Origin of the sequence: Sphingobium naphthae, from assembly GCF_043589935.1 — a bacterium.
Classification (GTDB): Bacteria; Pseudomonadota; Alphaproteobacteria; order Sphingomonadales; family Sphingomonadaceae; genus Sphingobium; species Sphingobium naphthae_A.
In genome coordinates, this window is the sequence record NZ_CP171454.1 from 1,234,267 (window position 1) to 1,252,094 (window position 17,828).

The 17,828-nt window shown below is 66.0% G+C and carries 18 protein-coding genes; 6 read left to right on the plus strand and 12 right to left on the minus strand.

Translation table 11 applies throughout. The features are described 5' to 3' along the window. Nucleotides 1-22 precede the first annotated feature (22 nt). Both ACGGKE_RS06065 and ACGGKE_RS06070 read right to left on the minus strand, forming a co-directional pair. Nucleotides 23-898 (minus strand): VacJ family lipoprotein, encoded by an 876-nt coding sequence (locus ACGGKE_RS06065; protein WP_394440954.1) that lies wholly within the window; start codon nt 896-898, stop codon nt 23-25. A 187-nt stretch (nt 899-1,085) separates the two neighbouring features. Then, complete coding sequence (locus ACGGKE_RS06070) at nt 1,086-1,214, minus strand: hypothetical protein (protein ID WP_394440956.1); 129 nt, start codon at nt 1,212-1,214, stop codon at nt 1,086-1,088. On the opposite strand from ACGGKE_RS06070, the gene ACGGKE_RS06075 reads away from it, so the two are divergent. Then, nucleotides 1,213-2,895, plus strand: a complete 1,683-nt coding sequence (locus ACGGKE_RS06075) for a M28 family peptidase (RefSeq protein WP_394440958.1) — start codon at nt 1,213-1,215, stop codon at nt 2,893-2,895. The genes ACGGKE_RS06070 and ACGGKE_RS06075 overlap by 2 nt on opposite strands. Nucleotides 2,896-2,910: 15 nt before the next feature. Here ACGGKE_RS06075 and ACGGKE_RS06080 read toward each other — a convergent pair whose 3' ends face one another. Further along, nucleotides 2,911-3,369, minus strand: coding sequence for a DUF6265 family protein (locus ACGGKE_RS06080; RefSeq protein ID WP_394440960.1), 459 nt, complete (start codon nt 3,367-3,369; stop codon nt 2,911-2,913). A gap of 99 nt (nt 3,370-3,468) precedes the next feature. On the opposite strand from ACGGKE_RS06080, the gene ACGGKE_RS06085 reads away from it, so the two are divergent. Together ACGGKE_RS06085 and aguB are read left to right on the plus strand one after the other, a co-directional pair. After that, nucleotides 3,469-4,455 (plus strand): agmatine deiminase family protein, encoded by a 987-nt coding sequence (locus tag ACGGKE_RS06085; RefSeq protein WP_394440962.1) that lies wholly within the window; start codon nt 3,469-3,471, stop codon nt 4,453-4,455. 17 nt (nt 4,456-4,472) lie between these two features. Next, complete coding sequence (gene aguB / locus ACGGKE_RS06090) at nt 4,473-5,321, plus strand: N-carbamoylputrescine amidase (protein ID WP_394440964.1); 849 nt, start codon at nt 4,473-4,475, stop codon at nt 5,319-5,321. 15 nt (nt 5,322-5,336) lie between these two features. Here the strand turns inward: aguB and ACGGKE_RS06095 are convergent, their stop codons facing one another. The 8 genes from ACGGKE_RS06095 to ACGGKE_RS06130 all read right to left on the minus strand — a co-directional run bounded on the left by ACGGKE_RS06095 (nt 5,337) and on the right by ACGGKE_RS06130 (nt 14,164). Next, nucleotides 5,337-6,020 (minus strand): Fe2+-dependent dioxygenase, encoded by a 684-nt coding sequence (locus ACGGKE_RS06095; RefSeq protein ID WP_394440966.1) that lies wholly within the window; start codon nt 6,018-6,020, stop codon nt 5,337-5,339. Nucleotides 6,021-6,029: 9 nt separating this feature from the next. Beyond that, nucleotides 6,030-6,806, minus strand: a complete 777-nt coding sequence (locus ACGGKE_RS06100; protein WP_394440968.1) for an energy transducer TonB — start codon at nt 6,804-6,806, stop codon at nt 6,030-6,032. Nucleotides 6,807-6,966: 160 nt separating this feature from the next. Further along, a complete protein-coding gene (locus tag ACGGKE_RS06105; RefSeq protein WP_394440970.1) occupies nt 6,967-9,327 on the minus strand; it encodes a TonB-dependent receptor in 2,361 nt (786 codons plus the stop codon). A gap of 81 nt (nt 9,328-9,408) precedes the next feature. Then, on the minus strand, nt 9,409-9,678 hold the full coding sequence (locus ACGGKE_RS06110; protein WP_394440972.1) for a ribbon-helix-helix domain-containing protein: 270 nt from the start codon (nt 9,676-9,678) through the stop codon (nt 9,409-9,411). Beyond that, nucleotides 9,678-10,400 (minus strand): acetoacetyl-CoA reductase, encoded by a 723-nt coding sequence (gene phbB / locus ACGGKE_RS06115; protein ID WP_394440974.1) that lies wholly within the window; start codon nt 10,398-10,400, stop codon nt 9,678-9,680. The genes ACGGKE_RS06110 and phbB overlap by 1 nt, the downstream gene beginning before the upstream one ends. Before the next feature lie 24 nt (nt 10,401-10,424). Then, entirely contained in the window at nt 10,425-11,426 is a 1,002-nt protein-coding gene (gene hemH, locus ACGGKE_RS06120; RefSeq protein ID WP_394440976.1) for a ferrochelatase, read from the minus strand. Then, entirely contained in the window at nt 11,423-13,690 is a 2,268-nt protein-coding gene (locus tag ACGGKE_RS06125) for a molybdopterin cofactor-binding domain-containing protein (RefSeq protein ID WP_394440978.1), read from the minus strand. Before ACGGKE_RS06125 ends, hemH begins: the two co-directional genes overlap by 4 nt. 39 nt (nt 13,691-13,729) lie before the next feature. After that, complete coding sequence (locus ACGGKE_RS06130; protein ID WP_394440980.1) at nt 13,730-14,164, minus strand: CoA-binding protein; 435 nt, start codon at nt 14,162-14,164, stop codon at nt 13,730-13,732. 87 nt (nt 14,165-14,251) lie between these two features. Between ACGGKE_RS06130 and ACGGKE_RS06135 the strand changes: the two genes are divergently transcribed. Beyond that, entirely contained in the window at nt 14,252-14,710 is a 459-nt protein-coding gene (locus tag ACGGKE_RS06135) for a GNAT family N-acetyltransferase (RefSeq protein WP_394440982.1), read from the plus strand. Between the two features lie 50 nt (nt 14,711-14,760). Here the strand turns inward: ACGGKE_RS06135 and ACGGKE_RS06140 are convergent, their stop codons facing one another. After that, on the minus strand, nt 14,761-15,525 hold the full coding sequence (locus tag ACGGKE_RS06140) for an Mrp/NBP35 family ATP-binding protein (protein ID WP_394441769.1): 765 nt from the start codon (nt 15,523-15,525) through the stop codon (nt 14,761-14,763). A gap of 272 nt (nt 15,526-15,797) precedes the next feature. Between ACGGKE_RS06140 and hflK the strand changes: the two genes are divergently transcribed. Then, nucleotides 15,798-16,925: an FtsH protease activity modulator HflK gene (gene hflK, locus ACGGKE_RS06145; protein WP_394440984.1), complete on the plus strand. Its 1,128-nt coding sequence runs from the start codon at nt 15,798-15,800 to the stop codon at nt 16,923-16,925. Further along, nucleotides 16,925-17,773, plus strand: a complete 849-nt coding sequence (gene hflC, locus ACGGKE_RS06150; RefSeq protein ID WP_394440986.1) for a protease modulator HflC — start codon at nt 16,925-16,927, stop codon at nt 17,771-17,773. The genes hflK and hflC overlap by 1 nt, the downstream gene beginning before the upstream one ends. The last annotated feature ends 55 nt before the right edge of the window (nt 17,774-17,828 follow it).

Genomic DNA, 17,828 nt, shown 5'->3' on the forward strand with positions numbered 1-17,828 from the left:
TCCCGCCTCATGAACCGCAGGCTCAATTGGTGTCGGACGCGGCCTGCGCGTTGCCCGGCGTCTTGATCCCCGGCCCATAGACCGGCACGATCGGCTCGGCCGGCGCCCGCCCGTGCAGCGCGTCGATCTCCGCCTGCCTCTGCTTCAGATACAGGTCGCGATAGCTGGCATAGGGATCATCCTGCTTGCGCAGGTCCTGGATCGTCTCGTCGAACGCCGCCCGCTCGCCCAGCTGGTTGAGCACGGTCGCGGGTATTACATAGGTCGGCTTGTTGAACGGATCGCCCACGGCCATGGGCAGGATCATCTTGCCCACCGTGTCGCCGACAATGTCCCGCAGCGTGGTCGGGCCGACGACCGGCAGATACATATACGGGCCGGGTCCGACGCCATAATAGCCCAGCGTGTTGGCCAGGCCATTATTCCGGTGCGGCAGGTGGAAGGGCTTGCGCCGCGCCACGTCGAACAGCCCCAGGAAGCCCAGCGTCGAATTGACGCCGAAGCGCCCCGCCGTCTCGGCCGCCTTGCCGGGCTTCAGCTGCAGCATATAGGCTGCAAAGACGATCGGCTCGCCCAGGTTCGAGAAGAAATTGCGAAGCCCCTTTCGCACCGGCCGGGGCAGGCCCTTGTTATAAGCCTTGGCCACCGGCTCGACCACCGCCTTGTCGACGGACTGCACCGCCTCGAAGCTCTTGGCGTTCAGCTGCTCCAGCGGATCGCCCGGCGGCGCGCCCTTCTCGCCCGTGACGACGATGTCCTGCACCGGCTCCTCGGCATCCGCGGCGGGCGGTTCTACCGGCTGCGGCGCAGGCGCGGCCATTGGCTGCGCAGCGGGCGGCGGGCCGACCACGGTCGCCGGCGGCGCTTCGTCCTGCGCCACAGCGCCCATCATCATCATTCCTGCGGCAACGGCCGGCAACAGCATAGAATATCCCCAGCAGGGCCGCCACTCGCTCTCCTGGTGAGCCGACCCGTTCCTGCCGCGACGTCCGCTATTATGTAACATCCATTACATCCGGCAGAGCGAGCGGCTAGGCCGGTTGCCGCCGCCCGTCAAGCGCGCCGCGGAACCACCGGCCGCCCTGTCATGACGCTCGCCGGACGACGTTGCCGTTCCCGGTGTCGCCCCGTTTCTCGAAGCGTGCGTCTTCCTTGCCCTTGCCGCTGGCCGGTGGCATCACCCCGGCATCGATAAGAAAAAGGGATCTCATCATGCGCAGCTCCATTCTGGCGATCGCCATCCTCCTGGCCCTGCCGGCCTGCACGACCATGTCCGACACTTCGCCCGCCAGCGCCTCCGCGCAGCCGGCGGCCGCCGCCGCAAGCCCCTCGGTCGACACGATGAAGCGGCTCGTGCAGGAACTGTCGTCCGACGCCTATGAAGGGCGCGCGCCCGGATCGGCGGGCGAGGAGAAGACGCTGGCGCTGCTCTCCGCCGAATTCGCGAAGCTGGGCCTGAAGCCCGGCAATAACGGCAGCTGGTTCCAGGATGTCCCGCTGGTCGAGATCACCGCGAAGAATGTCTCGACGCTGACCTTCACCGGCGGCAAAGCCCCCGTCACCGCCGCCTATGGCCCCGAAATGGTGATCGGCACCTATCGCACGACCCAGCCGCATATTGCGGTCAAGGACAGCCCCGTCGTCTTCGTGGGCTATGGCATCAACGCCCCGGAAAAGGGCTGGAACGACTATGCCGGCGTGGATGTGAAGGGGAAGACCGTCATCATCCTGGTGAATGATCCCGATTACGAGACGACCGGCCTGACCGGCACCTTCAACGGCCGCGCGATGACCTATTATGGCCGCTGGACCTACAAATATGAGGAAGCCGCGCGCCAGGGCGCAGCCGCCGCGATCATCGTCCATGACACGGTGCCCGCCGCCTATGGCTGGAATGTCGTGCAGTCGAGCTGGACCGGCGCGCAGCATGTCGCCGACAGCGCCAATGGCAATGCTGACCAGTCCACCGCGATCGGCTGGATCCAGAAGGACAAGGCGCAGGCGCTGTTCGCCAGCGCGGGCATGGACCTTGACGCGCAGATGCGGGCCGCCAAGCAGCCCGGCTTCAAGGCCGTGCCTCTGGCCGGCGTGAAGGCGAACGTCTCCTTCGACAACGACTTGCGCAAGCATAGCTCGAAAAATGTCGTCGCGTTGCTGCCGGGCAAAACCCGCCCGGACGAATATGTGCTCTACAGCGCGCATTGGGATCATCTGGGCCGCTGCCAGGCGGCGCCCGACGGTGACGACATCTGCAACGGCGCGGTCGACAACGCCACTGGCACCGCCGCGCTGGTCGCGCTGGCGGAAGCCAATGTGAAGGCCGGGCCGACCGACCGCAGCCAGGTGTTCCTGGCGGTGACGGCAGAGGAATCGGGCCTGCTGGGTTCGGCCTATTATGGCGAGAACCCCGTCTTCCCCTTCGCCAGGACCGTTGGCGGCGTCAACATGGACGCGCTCAGCGTCTCCGGACTCGCCCGGAATGTGGTGGTGATCGGCAAGGGCAAGTCGCAGCTCGACGCCTATCTCGACCGCGCACTGGCGGCGCAGGGCCGCGTCGCCACGCTGGAGCCGACGCCGGAAAAGGGCTATTATTATCGCTCCGACCATTTCAGCTTCGCCAAGCATGGCCTGCCGATGCTCTATTTCGAGGGCGGCGAGGATCTGGTGAATGGCGGCACGGCGGCGGGCATGGCCGCGGCCGAGGATTATACCAAAAACCGCTATCATGGCCCCAAGGACGAATATGATCCCAATTGGGACTGGACCGGCGTAGCCGCCGACCTGAAGCTCTATTATGACGTGGGCCGCGCGCTGGCCGACACGAGCGACTGGCCCAACTGGGTGGAAGGCGACGAATTCCGCGCCATCCGCGACAAGGACCGCGCGGGGAAGTAAGCCAGGCCCCTGGACCTACTCCCCGGCCGGAGCGTAGGTCCAGCTTTGGGTTCCGCTACCGTCCATCTTCGATGTTTCCGCCATCAGCAGGCGGCCTTCGCGCCAGTAGCGGATGCGCTGGGGATAATCATGATCGGGATTGGCGAAGCTGATGTCGCGCACGCCCTGTTCGACCAGCACGAACATCGTCGGCTCGCCGCCCTCGGGCGCGGCATGCAGCGTCAGCGTGCCGTCGGCCGCGCGCACCAGGCGCAGCACTTCCCAGCCGAGCTGGCTTTCGCCGCGCCCGTTCCGACCCACGCCGATCATCGTGCCGCCGCGCGGCAGCGTCCAGACCTCCTCCGCCCAGCTATCGCCCCGCTGCTGGATCCATTCGCCGGTCAGCCATTCCGGCAGGTCCCCCGCGCGCGCCTTGCCCGACAGCGAAAGCGACAGGAGCAGGCCATAGGCCAGCGCCGGCATTAGCTTCGTCATCGCGACCCCCTGTCCAGACCCGTCATCGCGCGTTATGGAGCGCGCATCACATCCCCTCCATCATGGTCCGGCGCGCCGGGCCGGGCAAGGATATTGCTCATGACCTTCCGCATGCCTGCCGAATGGGCGCCGCACGACTGGACCTGGATCGGCTTTCCGACCAACCCCGACGAATGGCCGGACGCTTTCGATGCCGCGCGAGGCCAGATCGCAGCCTTCGCCAATGCGCTGCACGCCGGTGGCAAGGGCGAGGAGGTGCGGCTCGTCGTCGCGCATGAGGCGGATGCGGGGGCGGCGCGCGCGCTGGTTGATCCATCTGTCGCGATCGTTGTCGCGAAACTGGGCGACGTATGGCTGCGCGACACCGCGCCGATCGCCGTGCTGAACGGCGAAGGCGCGCGAGCGCTGGTCGATTTCAGCTTCAATGGCTGGGGCGGCAAATATCAGATGCCGGGCGACGAGGATATCGGCGCGCGGCTGGCGGCGACGACGGGGCTGCCGACATCGACGCAGCATTGGGTGTTCGAAGGCGGCGCGATCGACACCGATGGGACGGGCCTGTTCGTCACGACCGAGCAATGCCTGCTCAACCCCAACCGCAATCCTGACCTGGACCGCGGCAAGATCGAGACGCTGCTGGCGGGAAGCCTGGGCCTGTGCGACATGCTATGGCTGGGCGACGGGCTGATGAACGATCATACTGACGGGCATGTCGACAATCTCGCCCGCTTTGTGGCGCCCGGCATGCTGGCGCTGCCGATCGCGACGACGCAGGATGATCCCAATGCAAACGTCTATGCCGACGCCCGCGCCCGCGCACAGGCGCATGGGCTGGAGGTGGTCGACATCCCCTCGCCCGGCCTGGTGCTGGTTGATGGCGCGCCCATCCCGGCGAGCTACATGAACTTCTATGTCGGCAACGCCGCCGTCATCGTTCCCATCTATGGCCAACCCAATGACCAGGCGGCGCTCGATGCCTTCCGTCCCTTCTTTCCGGGCAGGGAGATTGTAGGATTGCGCAGCGACGCCATATTGTCGGGCGGCGGCAGCTTCCATTGCTGCAGCCAGCAGATGCCATCGCTCTGATCGATCGGGACAGAAGAATGACCAAGGTTACCGTTGCCGCCCTTCAGCTCGCCTTTTCCGACGACATGGCCGACAATGTCGCGCTGGTCGCCGATCATGTGACCAAGGCGGCGGCGCGCGGCGCCAAGATCATCTTGCCGCCCGAATTGTTCGAAGGCCCCTATTTCTGCCGGGTGGAGGACGAGGCGCTGTTCGCCGCCGCGCAGCCGACCGACAGCCATCCAGCCGTGCAGGAAATGCGCAAGCTGGCCAAGGATCTGAGCGTCTATATCCCGACCAGCTTTTTCGAGCGCGACGGCCAGCATTATTATAATTCGCTCGCCATGATCGACGACCAGGGCGAGATCATGGGCGTCTATCGCAAGAGTCATATTCCCGACGGGCCGGGCTATGAGGAAAAATATTATTTCCGCCCCGGCAATAGCGGCTTCAAGGTATGGAACACCCGCTACGGCACGATCGGCGTCGGCATCTGCTGGGACCAATGGTATCCCGAAACCGCCCGCTGCATGGCGCTGATGGGCGCGGAGATGCTGTTCTACCCCACCGCGATCGGCTCCGAACCCTATGATGCGGACCTCGACACCAGCCGCATGTGGCGCCGCGCGATGATCGGCCATGCGGTGTCCAACTGCATGCCCGTGATCGCGGCCAACCGCATCGGCGAGGAAGAGGGCCAGACATTCTATGGCCACAGCTTCGTCAGCGACGAATGGGGCGACTTCGTGTCGGAAGCGGGCGCCCGGGACCATGGGGCGCTGGTGGCGACGCTTGACCTGGAGCGCGCACGCATCCATCGCGCCGGCATGGGCTTCTTCCGCGATCGCCGGCCGGAACTCTATGCGCGCATCGCGCAGGACATCTGAGACCTGCCGGGCGGATCAGACGTCCGCCCAGCGGCGCAGCAGATTATGATAGACGCCGGTCAGGCGGATCACCTCGGCATGGCCCTGCCCCAGCTGCGCCGCGACGCCCTGCACGCTGCGATCGAGGTCGAACAGCATCTGCCGCGCGCCATCGTCGCGGATCATCGATTGCAGCCAGAAGAAGCTGGCGACGCGGCGCCCGGCCGTCACCGGCTCCACCCGATGGAGCGAGGATGAGGGATAGAGAACCGCATGGCCGGCGGGCAGCTTCACCTGCTGCACGCCAAATTGCGTCTCGACCGTCAGTTCGCCGCCCCCATAGGCTTCGGGCGGCTCCAGAAAGAGCGTGATCGAGAGGTCCGACCGGACGCGCAGACCGGTCCCGGCCTGGATGCGCACGGCATTGTCGACATGGACGCCAAAGGACTGCCCACCGGCATAGCTGTTGAAGAGCGGCGGAAAGATCCGCAGCGGCAGCGCCGCGGCGATGAAGAGCGGCGAGCGGCCGAGCGCGTCCAGCACCATCTGCCCCGCCTGGCGAGCCGCCGGCGACTCTTCGGGCAGTTGCAGGTTGCGCTTGGCAAGGGCCGACTGGTGCCCCGAAGTGACATTGCCATCCACCCAGTCGGCGGCATCAATCAGCGCGCGAATGGCGGCGACGCCGTCAGCGTCGAGAAGGTCGGGAATGGGAATCAGCATGCGTGGGGTTCAACCGGTCAGCGCGTCGCCGCGCAGGATGAAGGGAATTTCGACGATGCCGCGGACGCGAACCGGCTGACCGCTCCGGATCGTCGGCTGCCACCGCCAACCGCGCACCGCGTCGCGCGCGGCGCTGTCCAGCCGGGCATGACCGCTGCTGCGGTTGATGGCAATGCTTTCGACCGAGCCGTCGACGCCAAGCGTCAAGGCCAGGACGACCGTTCCCTGCTCGCGCTTGCGCCGGCTTTCGATCGGGTAGCGCGGCGGCTTGCCGGAGACCATCTGCGTGCCGAGGTCGCCTGCCTGGATGAGGCTGGGCGGCGCAGGCGGAGCGGGTGGCGCCGGCGCCGGTGCAGGCGTGATCATGGCGAGAGGAACCGGAGCGGCTACCGGCACGGGATCAGGGATGGTCTGGATAGCGGGAGGGGTTGCCGTCGGCGTTCGTACGATCGGCGGCGGCGCTACGACCTGCGGCGTTGCCGGCGGCGGTGGGGGCGTCTCAGCCGCGGGTGGCGGCGGCGCTGCGGTGAGGTTGACGACCGTCAGTCGCGTCTCCTGCGCCTTACGAACTTGCGAGCGGGCCTGAAGCACCGCGCCGATCAGCGCGGCATGGACCAGCAGGATCGCGGCGACGGCGGCGATGTTCGGCCGCGCGCCCTGCCCGTAGCGGCTTGCGCCACCGCTTGCCGAAGCGAATACGGGCGCAGGGTGCGAGGGCACCAGGGCAAGCGCGTCAGTGGGCGATGGGACGTCTCCATTGCTGTTGCGGCTCGCCATCTGCAGCATGAAAGCGCCTCCCTACCCGTGCTCGCTCGCCATAGCGCGATCAATAATGCGAATCAATTGCGTCACAGAACCAGGGGATGGACGGGCGGCGACCCGAGGAGGAAGTGAGTGCATCGCCGCCCGTCCGGACCCCGGCCGGGACTGCCGGGGAAAGCCGTGATCAGAGTTTGTAGCCCAGCGTCAGCACCCAGGACCGCCCCTCCCCGGGATTGGCCCAGCCGTTGTTGCGGATGCTGGTATAATATTTCTCGTTGGTGAAATTCTGCACGTTGAGCTGCGCGCTGAACTTGTCCGTGATCGGGTAGGACAGCATGGCGCGGTGGACCAGGTAGGAATCGGACTTATACATCGGCGCGCCGGTCACGTTGGCCAGATAGAAGCTGCCCTGATAGGTCAGGCCGTAGCCCAGTTGCAGGCCGAACGGCAGGTTGTAGGTGGTGAACAGGCTGCCCGAATGTTTCGGCGTGTTGGTCATCGGATTGCCCGCCTGCGGATCCAGGGCGGGGCAGGTCAGCGCCGTGGTCGTGCCAGGCGGCGTGAAGCTCGCATTGGGATTTTCGAGGCAATAGTCAGAGATCGACTGCTTCACCTTGCTGTCAAGATAGGTGTAGTTGGCGAAGATCGTCCATTCTGGCGTGACATTGCCCGAAGCGCCGAGCGTGATGCCGTCGACCTTGTTGCGCCCATCACCCACCGGCAGGTTGCCGACGAAGGGATCGTTGCTGGTCACGCGGTAATTGGTGCGTTCGTTGCGGAACAGCGCAGCGGTCAGTTGCAGTCCGCCCTGAAACAGGTCGATTTTGCCCCCGACCTCGTAATTCTTCGCCTGTTCGGGCGACAGATCGCACGGATCGATGTTCAGGTTCGCCGCGGCCGCAACGCCGCAGCCCGAGCGGACCGTGGTGCTGGTCGGGTTCCGCGAATTGCCATAGGCGACATAAAGACTGACATTGTCCGCCGGCTTGAAGACCAGGCCGATGCGGTAGGAGAAGAGGTCGTCGCTAGAATCCTGCCGGCCCCCGGCAAGGTAGCGCGTGGCCTGGCCCGCCGGGATCGGCAGCGCCGACGGGGTGATTGTGTCCGAACGGAAGCTGGCGCGATTATGCTCGTAGCGAACGCCGCCGTTCAGCTCCAGTTGGTCGACGATCTTGACCGCCGCGAAGGCATAGGCAGCGATGTTGAACAAGTCCCCGTCCTGATGGCCGGTGCGGACGGCGTTCACCGGACCGGTATAGATGCCGTCGGGATTGCCTATGCTGATGGGGTCAAGCGCCGGATTGGGCGTGGCGCCGCCCGCGTTCCGCAGGACGTTGCCATTGTCGAGAACATAGTCCTCCTGAAGCGCCGACGTGCCGAGCACCAGCGAATGGCCGCCGGGGATGGAGAAGGTCAGGTCCAGCTGGTTGTAGAGCGTCTGGTTCTCGCTGTTGCGGAAGCCGCCGCGCGGGCCGCTGGGATAATAGGTGCCGGGCAGCTGGCCCCTCCCGCAGGCGGCGCCGCTCGGCAGCGTGCCGTTGGCGAGGCAATAGGTGCCCTGCGGCGGGTTGACCACCAGCTGCTGCTCGACACGCTGCCACCGCGACAGGTTGCGGATCGAGAAGACGTCGCTGAAGCGATGGTCGAAGATCGCCGTGGCCTGATCGATCGTCTGGTCCTGCCGGTCGATATTCTTGTAGCCATAATAGCCGCTATAGGGCGCACCGGGCAGCGGGCCGTCATACACGCCATTCTTGTAATAGGGCACGCCATAGAGCGGCGTGTTCTCATCTTCCTGATGGGTGTAGAGCAGCGTCAGCGAAGTCGGACCATCCAGCCCGAACTTTACCGAAGGGGCGACGCCCCAGCGCTCATACCGGTCATGATCCCGGCGCGGCACATCATTTTCATGATACATGGCGTTGAGGCGGACCGCTGCGAAATCCGACACGCGCACATTGCTGTCGATCGTCGCGCGATAATAGTCGGACGTGCCGATGCCGGCCTGGACCAGCGTTTCGTCATAGCCCTTGGGCCGCTTCGTCACGATATTGATGTTGCCGCCGATTGCGCCCGACCCGCCATAAACGGAGTTGGCGCCGTTGGTGACTTCGATCTGTTCGATGTTGAAGGGGTCGGTGCGGCTATATTGCGCGCTGTCGCGCACGCCGTCGATGCTGATGTCGGTATTGGCGCTCTGGCCGCGCAGGTTGATATTGTCGCCATAGCCGCCGCCGCCTTCGCCCGCGCCGAACGTAATGCCCGGAATGGTCGACAGAACATCACGCAGCGTGAGCAGATTCTGCTTCTGGATGGTCTGGTTGCCGATGACGGTGATCGTTTGCGGCATGTCGAGCAGGGGCCGGACATATTTGGGCGATTCCGCCTGTTCGACCTTCACTGTGGGCTCGTCGAGCGCGGTGTCGGTGACGGTCATGCCGCCCAATTTGGGCGCTTGCTCCTGCGCATGGCCAGTGCTGGTGAATGCCAGCGCGCCGACGCAGCCAAGCGCCAGGAATGATGTGGCCGATATAGTCTTGCTCATCGAGCGAAATCCCCCTCTGTCCTATTCAGAGAGGCTGCTATTGAGAATCGTTCTTAGAGTCAACGCTAATGCGAATAATTCTTATAACGCTGATCGCATGACCCGATCGAACAGCCAGCAGCGGATCGCACTGGTAAGATTGGGCGGAGCATCAACGCCCATGCGCGCAAGGTCGATGCGAGCGATCAGCGCATTCACGGGCACATTCTCCTGAGCCGCGGCGTGGCGCAACGCTTCCCAGAAAAGCGGTTCCAGGCTGATCGCGGTCTGATGCCCCGCGATGGTGACGCTGCGCTTCACCGGGGGCGCGAAGGGCGACCCGTGCGGGTCGGCAGGATCGCCCGTCGTCATCAATACATATGCTGGCCGCCGTTGATCGACAGCGTGCTGCCGGTCACGAAGCCGCCATCCTCGCTGCAGAAAAAAGCGACGCCGCGCGCGATCTCATGCGCCTGGCCCAGGCGGCCGACGGGGATTTTCGCGACGATCTTTTCCAGCACCGGCGCGGGCACGGCAGCGACCATGTCGGTGTCGATATAACCGGGCGCGATCGCGTTGACGGTGACGCCATATTTCGCGCCTTCCTGCGCCAGCGCCTTTGTAAAGCCGTGGATGCCCGACTTGGCGGCGGCATAGTTGACCTGGCCATATTGGCCGGCCTGGCCGTTGATCGAGCCGATATTGACGATCCGGCCCCAGCCGCGCTCGCGCATGCCGCCGAAGGTGGCCTTCGCCATGTTGAAGCAGCCGCCCAGATTGATGCGCATCACTTCGTTCCAGTCATCGAAGCTCATCTTGGCGAGCACGCCGTCGCGGGTGATGCCCGCATTGTTGACGACGATGTCGACGGGGCCGAGCGCTTCGGCGACCTGCGCGCAACCATCGAGGCAGGCCTGATGATCGCCCACGTCCCATTTGAAGGTGGCGATGCCGGTCTTGTCGGTGAAGGCCTTGGCCTTTTCTTCATTGCCGGCATAGTTGGCGGCGACGGCATAGCCCATATCCTTGAGCGCGAGACTGATCGCCTCCCCGATGCCTCGCGTTCCGCCGGTTACGATCGCCACTCTCGACATATCAGCGTCCTCTTCCAAACAGGGTCAGTCCATCCAACCCGCAAGCTCGCGGCCCATCAGCCTCTGATAAAGGGTGATAGCCTCGGCCGATGCGTTTAGACAGGGCAAATAGGCGAAATTTTCGCCTCCTTCCGCGAGAAACACCTCTTTGGCGCGCAGGGCGATTTCCTCTAGGGTTTCAAGGCAGTCCGCCGAAAAGCCGGGTGTTGCAACAGCAATATTGCGGACACCTTGCTTCACCAGATTGGCGAGCGTCGCTTCGGTTTCCGGTTCGAGCCATTTGGCGCGGCCGAAGCGCGACTGAAAGCTCATATGGACAGGCAGCGGCAGCGCCGCGCCGAGCAGTCGCACCGTCTTCACGGCCTGACAATGATAGGGATCGCCCAGTTTCAGCGTCCGTTCCGGCATGCCGTGGAAGCTGGCGAGCAGGGCGTCTGGCCGAAAGGGCAAGGCCGCGATGCTGCGCGCGATCGAGGCGCGCAGCGCGTCGATATAGGCGGGATCATCATGATAGGGCGGCAGGGTGCGCACCGCCGGCTGCCACCGCATCGTCGCCAGCGCGGCAAAGGCGGCATCGTTGGCGGTCGCCGTGGTGGCGGCGCTATATTGCGGATAAAGCGGGGCGATCAGGATGCGATCACACCCGGCCTGCTTCATCGTCTTCAGCCGCGTCGCGATGGCGGGATTGCCGTAACGCATCGCCCAGTCGACCAGCACCCGCGGGCCCATCGCCTGCTGCAGCGCCTGCGCCGTGGTGCGGGTATGCACCGCCAGCGGTGATCCTTCGGGCATCCAGACCTGCTGATAGGCATGCGCCGATTTCTTCGGCCGGGTCGTCAGGATCACGCCGCGCAGGATCGGCTGCCAGACCAGTTGCGGAATTTCGACGACGCGCGGGTCGGAGAGGAATTCCGCCAGATAGCGGCGCACCGATGCGGTGTCGGGTGCGTCGGGCGTTCCAAGATTGATGAGCAGGATGCCGATCCGGGACGGCGAAATGGCGGGATGGTCGGTCGGAGGTGTCATGGCGATCCTACAAGGGGCAGGCTGCGGATCCGCTGCCCGGTCCAGCTATATAAGGCGTTGGCGATGGCTGGCGCCACCAGCGGCGCGACAAGATCAGTGACGCCTGCGGGATCGGCGGTGCTGCGGATCATTCCCACCGACACTTCGCCGATGTCCGCCAGCAGCGGAAGGTTCATCCGGCCCAGGATCGCGCGGGTCGGCAGCCCGCCGGCATAGCGCACCGATGCGCCGGTCGCATAAGCCAGGCCGAAGATCAGCCCCCCTTCGATCTGCTGCCGCGCAATGTCGGGATTAACCTGATCGCCGGCGTCGACCGCGCAGATGATACGCCCGACGGCCAGCCGGTCGCCCTCCATCCCCGCTTCGACCATGACGGCGGCATAGGCGCCGTCCAGCATATGGGCCGCGATCCCCTGCCCGCTGCCAGCGATGCCGCCCTGCCACCCGCCGAGCGCGGCTGCGGTCGAGAGGCAGTGGGCGAGGCGCGGATTGCCGCCCAGCATCTGGATGCGGAATGACATCGCCTCGATATTGGCGAGGTGCGCCAGTTCGTCGATGAAGCTTTCGGTGAAGAAGGTCCCGTGCATGTGCGCATTGCCGCGCATGAAGCCGAGCGGCAGGCCGACATTGGCGGGATAATGGTCCACGGCCCAGTTGGGGATGGCATAAGGCGGCGCCATGCCGGCTACGGCGAGCCGGGTCGAGGCGTCGGCGGCCTGCTGCGCCGCCACATGGGGCAGCGCGCCATCGGCGATGCGCGACCAGGTCTGGGTGAGCGCGCAAGGCGCGGCGACCTTGGCCAGCCAGCCTTCGATCGCGCCGTTGCGGCCCAGCTTGGCTGCCATGCGGGCATGGGCCGGCGCACTCGGCCGGTCCTGGATCACATCTTCCAGTCGCGACCATTGCAGCTGCACCGGGCGCCCCACGTCGCGCGCGATCAGCGCGGCCTGGACGCCCACGTCCCAGTCCATCGCCCGGCCAAAGGAGCCGCCGGCGTGCAGCGGGTAAAGCGTCACCGCCTCGCCCGGCAGGCCCAGCGCGTCGGCGATGGCGTCGCGCGCCAGGCCGGGCGCCTGGGTCGCCATCCATATCTCGGCGCCATCGTCCGTCACGCGCGCCGTGGCGCAGGGCGGCTCCAGCGCGAGATGAAGGCCGGCATCGACCTGATATTCGCTGGCGAGGATCGTTGCCCCTTCGAATATGGGGCCTAGGTCTCCCTGCGCATAGAGGCGCCGTCCCGACGAGCCGGCAAAGGCGGCTTCGAGCGTATCGTCGATGGCGTTGCTGCTGACCGGCGCGCCCCGCAGGGTGAAGATGGGGTCGGCGAGGTCGAGCGCCTTGTTCGCCGCCCACCAGTTGCTCGCCACCGCCGCGACCCAGCGTTCCTGTTTCACCAGCTTGAGGAAGCCGGTGACGCCGCCGGCCGCGCGATCGTTCAGCCCCGCCAGCACCGCATCGCCGATCGGCCCCTGGCGGACGGAGGCGAAGACCATGTCGGGCAAGCGAATGTCGGCAGCGAAATTGTGGCTGCCGTCGATTTTCGACGGGGTGTCGAGCCGGGGCAGGTCCTGTCCCGACAAGCGGCCATCCTGTCCCTGCCGATAGGGCCGGATCGGCGGCAGCACATGCCGCGCGGCATCGTCGATGACGTCGCCGATCTTCATGCGCCGCTGCCCCCCGTCGGAGATCAGCCCTTCCTGTATGTCGCAGCTTTCCCAGGCGACGCCCCAGCGCGCCGCCGCCGCCTTGCACAGCAGCACGCGCGCCGCCGCGCCCGCGTCGCGATAGGCGTCGTGGAACATCGGGACCGATGTGCCGCCGCCAGTCAGCATCAACGCGCTGCGGGTCGCATATTGGCCGATCGCCCAGTCCCCCGCGTCCCCCAGCATGCGCGTCCAGTCATTGGCCAGCCATTGGCGCGCCAGCAGATCATTGGCGTAAAGCGGGCTGATCGGCGCGCTCTGCACCGCCACCGTGCGCCAGTCGGCGCCCAGTTCGTCGGCCAATATCTGCGGCAGGACAGTCGTCACCCCCTGCCCCATCTCCGTCTGCGGCACGATGACGATGATCTGGCCCGACCGGTCGATCTTCAGGAAGGCGTTGACGATGGTTTCGGCGGGACCGGCATTGAGATTGGGCGCATAGCTGCGCGGCCAGACGCCCCAGGCGATCAGCAGGCCAGCGGCCGCGCCGCCCCCCACCAGCAATGTCCGCCGGCTGAGCCCCCTGTTCCTGTCCGATTGCTTCCGCGGTGCGCGCGCCATGGGCAGCCTGATAATGGCGCGCGCTGCCGCTGCCTAGGGCTATTCGGCGGCGATCGGCGCGATGCCGAGCCGCGGTATCTCGATCGCAGGGCAGCGGTCCATCACCACGTCCAGACCTGCCGCTTCCGCGCGGGCGGCGGCCGCTTCGTTGACGACGCCGATCTGCATCCAGACCGATTTCGCGCCAATCGCGATCGCCTCCTCCACTGCCTCGCCCGCGGCTTCGCTACGGCGGAAGATGTCGACCATGTCGATCGGCACGCCGATGTCGGACAGGCGGGCCCACACGAACTCGCCATGGACATGCTCCCCCGCGATCTGCGGATTGACCGGCAAGACGCGATAGCCATGGTCCTGAAGGAAGGCCATGACGCTGTAGCTGGGACGATCGGGCCGGTCGGATATGCCGACCAGGGCTATGGTGCGGGTGCGTTCGAGCAGGGCGGCGATATCCTGCGAATTGGTGAGCGGCATGGCATCCTCCTTGACGATAGACAGAGGGAAGATGCACGGCGCGGCAAGACGTTCCCTCCGGCCCGCGGCCGCGCTATTCACACGGCCATGTTCGACATTCGCGCCGCCGACCTGACCGATGTGCAGACCCGTGCGCTGCTGGCGCTGCATCTGGCGGGCATGCAGGACAACAGCCCGCCCGAGGCGGTGTTCGCGCTCGATCTTGGCGGCCTGCAAGCGCCGGACATCGCGCTGTGGAGTCTGTGGGACGGGACGAGGATCGCGGGGATCGGCGCGCTGCGAACGCTGGACAAGGATCAGGGCGAGATCAAGTCGATGCGCACCCATCCCGATCATCTGCGCCGCGGCGTGGCGGCGACGCTGCTGCGCGACATCATGGAAGAGGCCCGCGCGCGCGGCCTGCGACGGTTGAGCCTGGAGACGGGGAGCGGCCCCGCCTTCGATCCGGCGCTGGCGCTATACCGGGCGCATGGTTTCGTCGATGGCGAGCCGTTCGGCGATTATGAGAGAAGCGCCTTCAACCAGTTTCTGCACAGGCAGATCTAGGGCAGGCTCACCGCTACGCACCTCATGGTCGGCTCTCTAAAGCGACCGCTTCAGTTTGCCTTTGCCCAGTCCGCGACCTTTTGCGCGATCGCTCGGAAGGCATCGGCGTGGGGGCCCTCCCCGGCAGCGGGCGGGTCGCCGGCATCGGAGCGGCGGCGAATGTCGATGGCAAGCGGGATGCGGCCCAGAAACGGCATGGCGAGATCCTGCGCCGTGGCTTGCGCGCCACCCTGGCCGAAGGGATCGGAAATTTCGCCGCAATGCGGACAGGCATAGCCCGACATATTCTCCACCAGCCCGACCATCGGCACGCCCGCCTGCGCGAACAGGCTGACCGCGCGCGTGGCGTCGATGAGAGCCAGGTCCTGCGGCGTGGAAACGATCACAGCGCCGGCGGGCTTGTGCTTCTGGACCATCGAGAGCTGAATGTCGCCGGTGCCGGGCGGCAGGTCGACGACCAGCCATTCGGTGTCGCCCCAGTCCGCATCGATCAGCTGGCCCAGCGCGCCGCTCACCATCGGGCCGCGCCAGGCGAGCGCCTTGCCCGGCTCCACCAGATGCGCCATCGACAGCATCGGAATGTCCATGACGCCGCTGACGGGCGACAGCTTCTTGTCGCGGGCGACCGGCTTCTGGTCCTCGCTACCCATCAGTCGCGCCTGCGACGGACCGTAAATATCCGCGTCCACCAGCCCTACTTTGATGCCCAGCCGGTGCAGCGCGATGGCGAGATTGGCCGACAGCGTGGATTTGCCCACGCCGCCCTTGCCCGATGCCACCGCCAGGATGCGGAGCGGTCGGCGCTCGGCCGTCATGGCGATGCGCACGTCGCTGACGCCCGGCACGGTCATCCCGCCTTCGCGAATGGCGGCGGCGAGGCCGTCGCGCTGATCGGCCCCCAGGCCGCCGACATCGAGCGACAGGGTCATCACCCCGTCGCGGATGCGCGGCGCGCTGGCGCGGCCATCGGTCAGGGCAGTCAGGCGAGCGGCGAAATCGGCGAGTTCGGTCATGGCGACGCGCTGTAGGCAATATTCGCGCCCATTGGCACTGTTTTTCGGACAAGAGCCTTCCTATAGAGGGAGGCATGAACAGATTATTCGGGTGGATGCCCGCGATCACAGCGATGGTCCAAGGCCCCTGGGGGGGCAAGAATGACGGACCCGGCGGGGACGGACAGAAGGGCGGCGATGGCGGCCCGCGCAATCCCTGGACTCAGCCCGGCAAGCCGGGCGGCGGCGGCCAGAAGGGCCCTTCGGCGATCGAGGAACTGCTGCGCCGTGGACGCGAAAGCTTCGGCCAGGGTGGCGGCGGCCGCGATGGCGGCTTTGGCGGAATGCCCCCGCGCGGTGCGGGCAAGGCTTTGTGGCCGGTCGCCATCGGCATCGTCCTGATCCTGTGGCTGCTGCTGACGAGCGTGCATCGCATCGGCCCGCAGGAACGCGGCGTCGTGACATTCGTGGGCAAATATAGCCGCACCCTCTCCCCCGGCATCAGCCTGACCCTGCCCGCCCCGTTCGAAGCGGTGACGACCGTGGATGTCGAGGAAATCCGCGCCATCGACATCGGGTCGGTGAGCGCGGAAAGCGAAAATCTGGTGCTGACCGGCGACCAGAATATCATCGACCTGGCCTATTCGGTGCGGTGGAACATCCGCAATCCCGAACTTTATCTGTTCCAGCTGTCGGACCCGGACGATACGGTGCGCGAAGTTGCCGAAAGCGCGATGCGCGCGGTGCTGGCGAGCGTCAGCCTGGACGATGCGCTGGGCGCGGGCCGCACGACGATCGAGCAGCAGGTCGAGCAGCGGATGCAGGAGATACTGGACGGCTACAAGTCGGGCATCCGCATCCAGGGCGTCGCCATCAAGCAGGCCGACCCGCCGACCGCCGTCAATGACGCGTTCAAGGAAGTGTCGGCCGCGCAGCAGACCGCGCAGACATACCTCAACGAAGCGCGGGCGGCCGCGCAGCAGGTGACGGCGAAGGCCCAGGGTGAAGCCGCCGCCTTCGACAAGGTCTATGAGCAATATAGGCTGGCGCCCGATGTGACGCGCCGGCGCATGTATTATGAAACCATGGAGGGCGTCCTGTCGAACGTCGACAAGACCATCGTCGAAGGAAGCAATGTGACCCCCTATCTGCCGCTGCCCGAACTCAAGCGGCGCGCGCAGGCGACCCCGGCGCCCGAAGCGTCCAGCACGGAGGGCCAGTGATGCCCACATTTCTGCGTCATCCCGTCGCGCTGGCGATCATCGCGCTGGTGCTGCTGATCATCGTCGGCAGCACGGTCGCGATCGTGCCTGAAACCAGGCAGGGCGTGGTCGTTCGCTTCGGCGAGCCCAAGACGATCGTCAACAGCTATCGCCCCAATGAGAATTTCGGCCAGGCCGGCGCGGGCATCATCCTGCGCCTGCCCTTCGTCGACCAGATCGTCTGGATCGACAAGCGCGTCCTGTCGGTCGAGATGGAGCGGCAGCAGGTGCTCTCGACTGACCAGCTGCGGCTGCAGGTCGACGCTTTCGCCCGGTATCGCATCGTCGATCCGCTGCGCATGTATATCGCGGCGGGAAGCGAGGAGCGGGTGAGCGAGGCGCTGCGCCCGATCCTGGGATCGGCGCTGCGCAACGAGCTGGGCAAGCGGCCCTTCGCCGCGCTGCTGAGCCCCGAGCGCGGCCAGGTGATGGACAATATCGAGGCTGGCCTCAACCGCGTCGCGCGTCAATATGGCGCGCAGATCGTGGACGTGCGGATCAAGCGCGCCGACCTGCCCGATGGCGCGCCGCTGGAAAGCGCGTTCAACCGCATGCGCACCGCCCGGTCGCAGGAGGCGCTGACCATCCGCGCGCAGGGCGCCAAGCAGGCGCAGATCATCCGCGCCGAGGCGGATGCGAACGCCGCGCGCATCTATGCCGAAAGCTATGGCAAGGACCCGCAATTCTACGACTTCTATCGGGCCATGCAGAGCTATCGCTACACCTTCTCGCCCGAACGGAGCGGGGACACCAACATCATCCTGTCGCCGGACAATGAATTCCTGCGGCAGTTCCAGGGCCGACGTTAACGCTCCGTGGCGAAGCGCCCGCTTTGTTACGGAACCAGCGTCATTCAATGAGGGT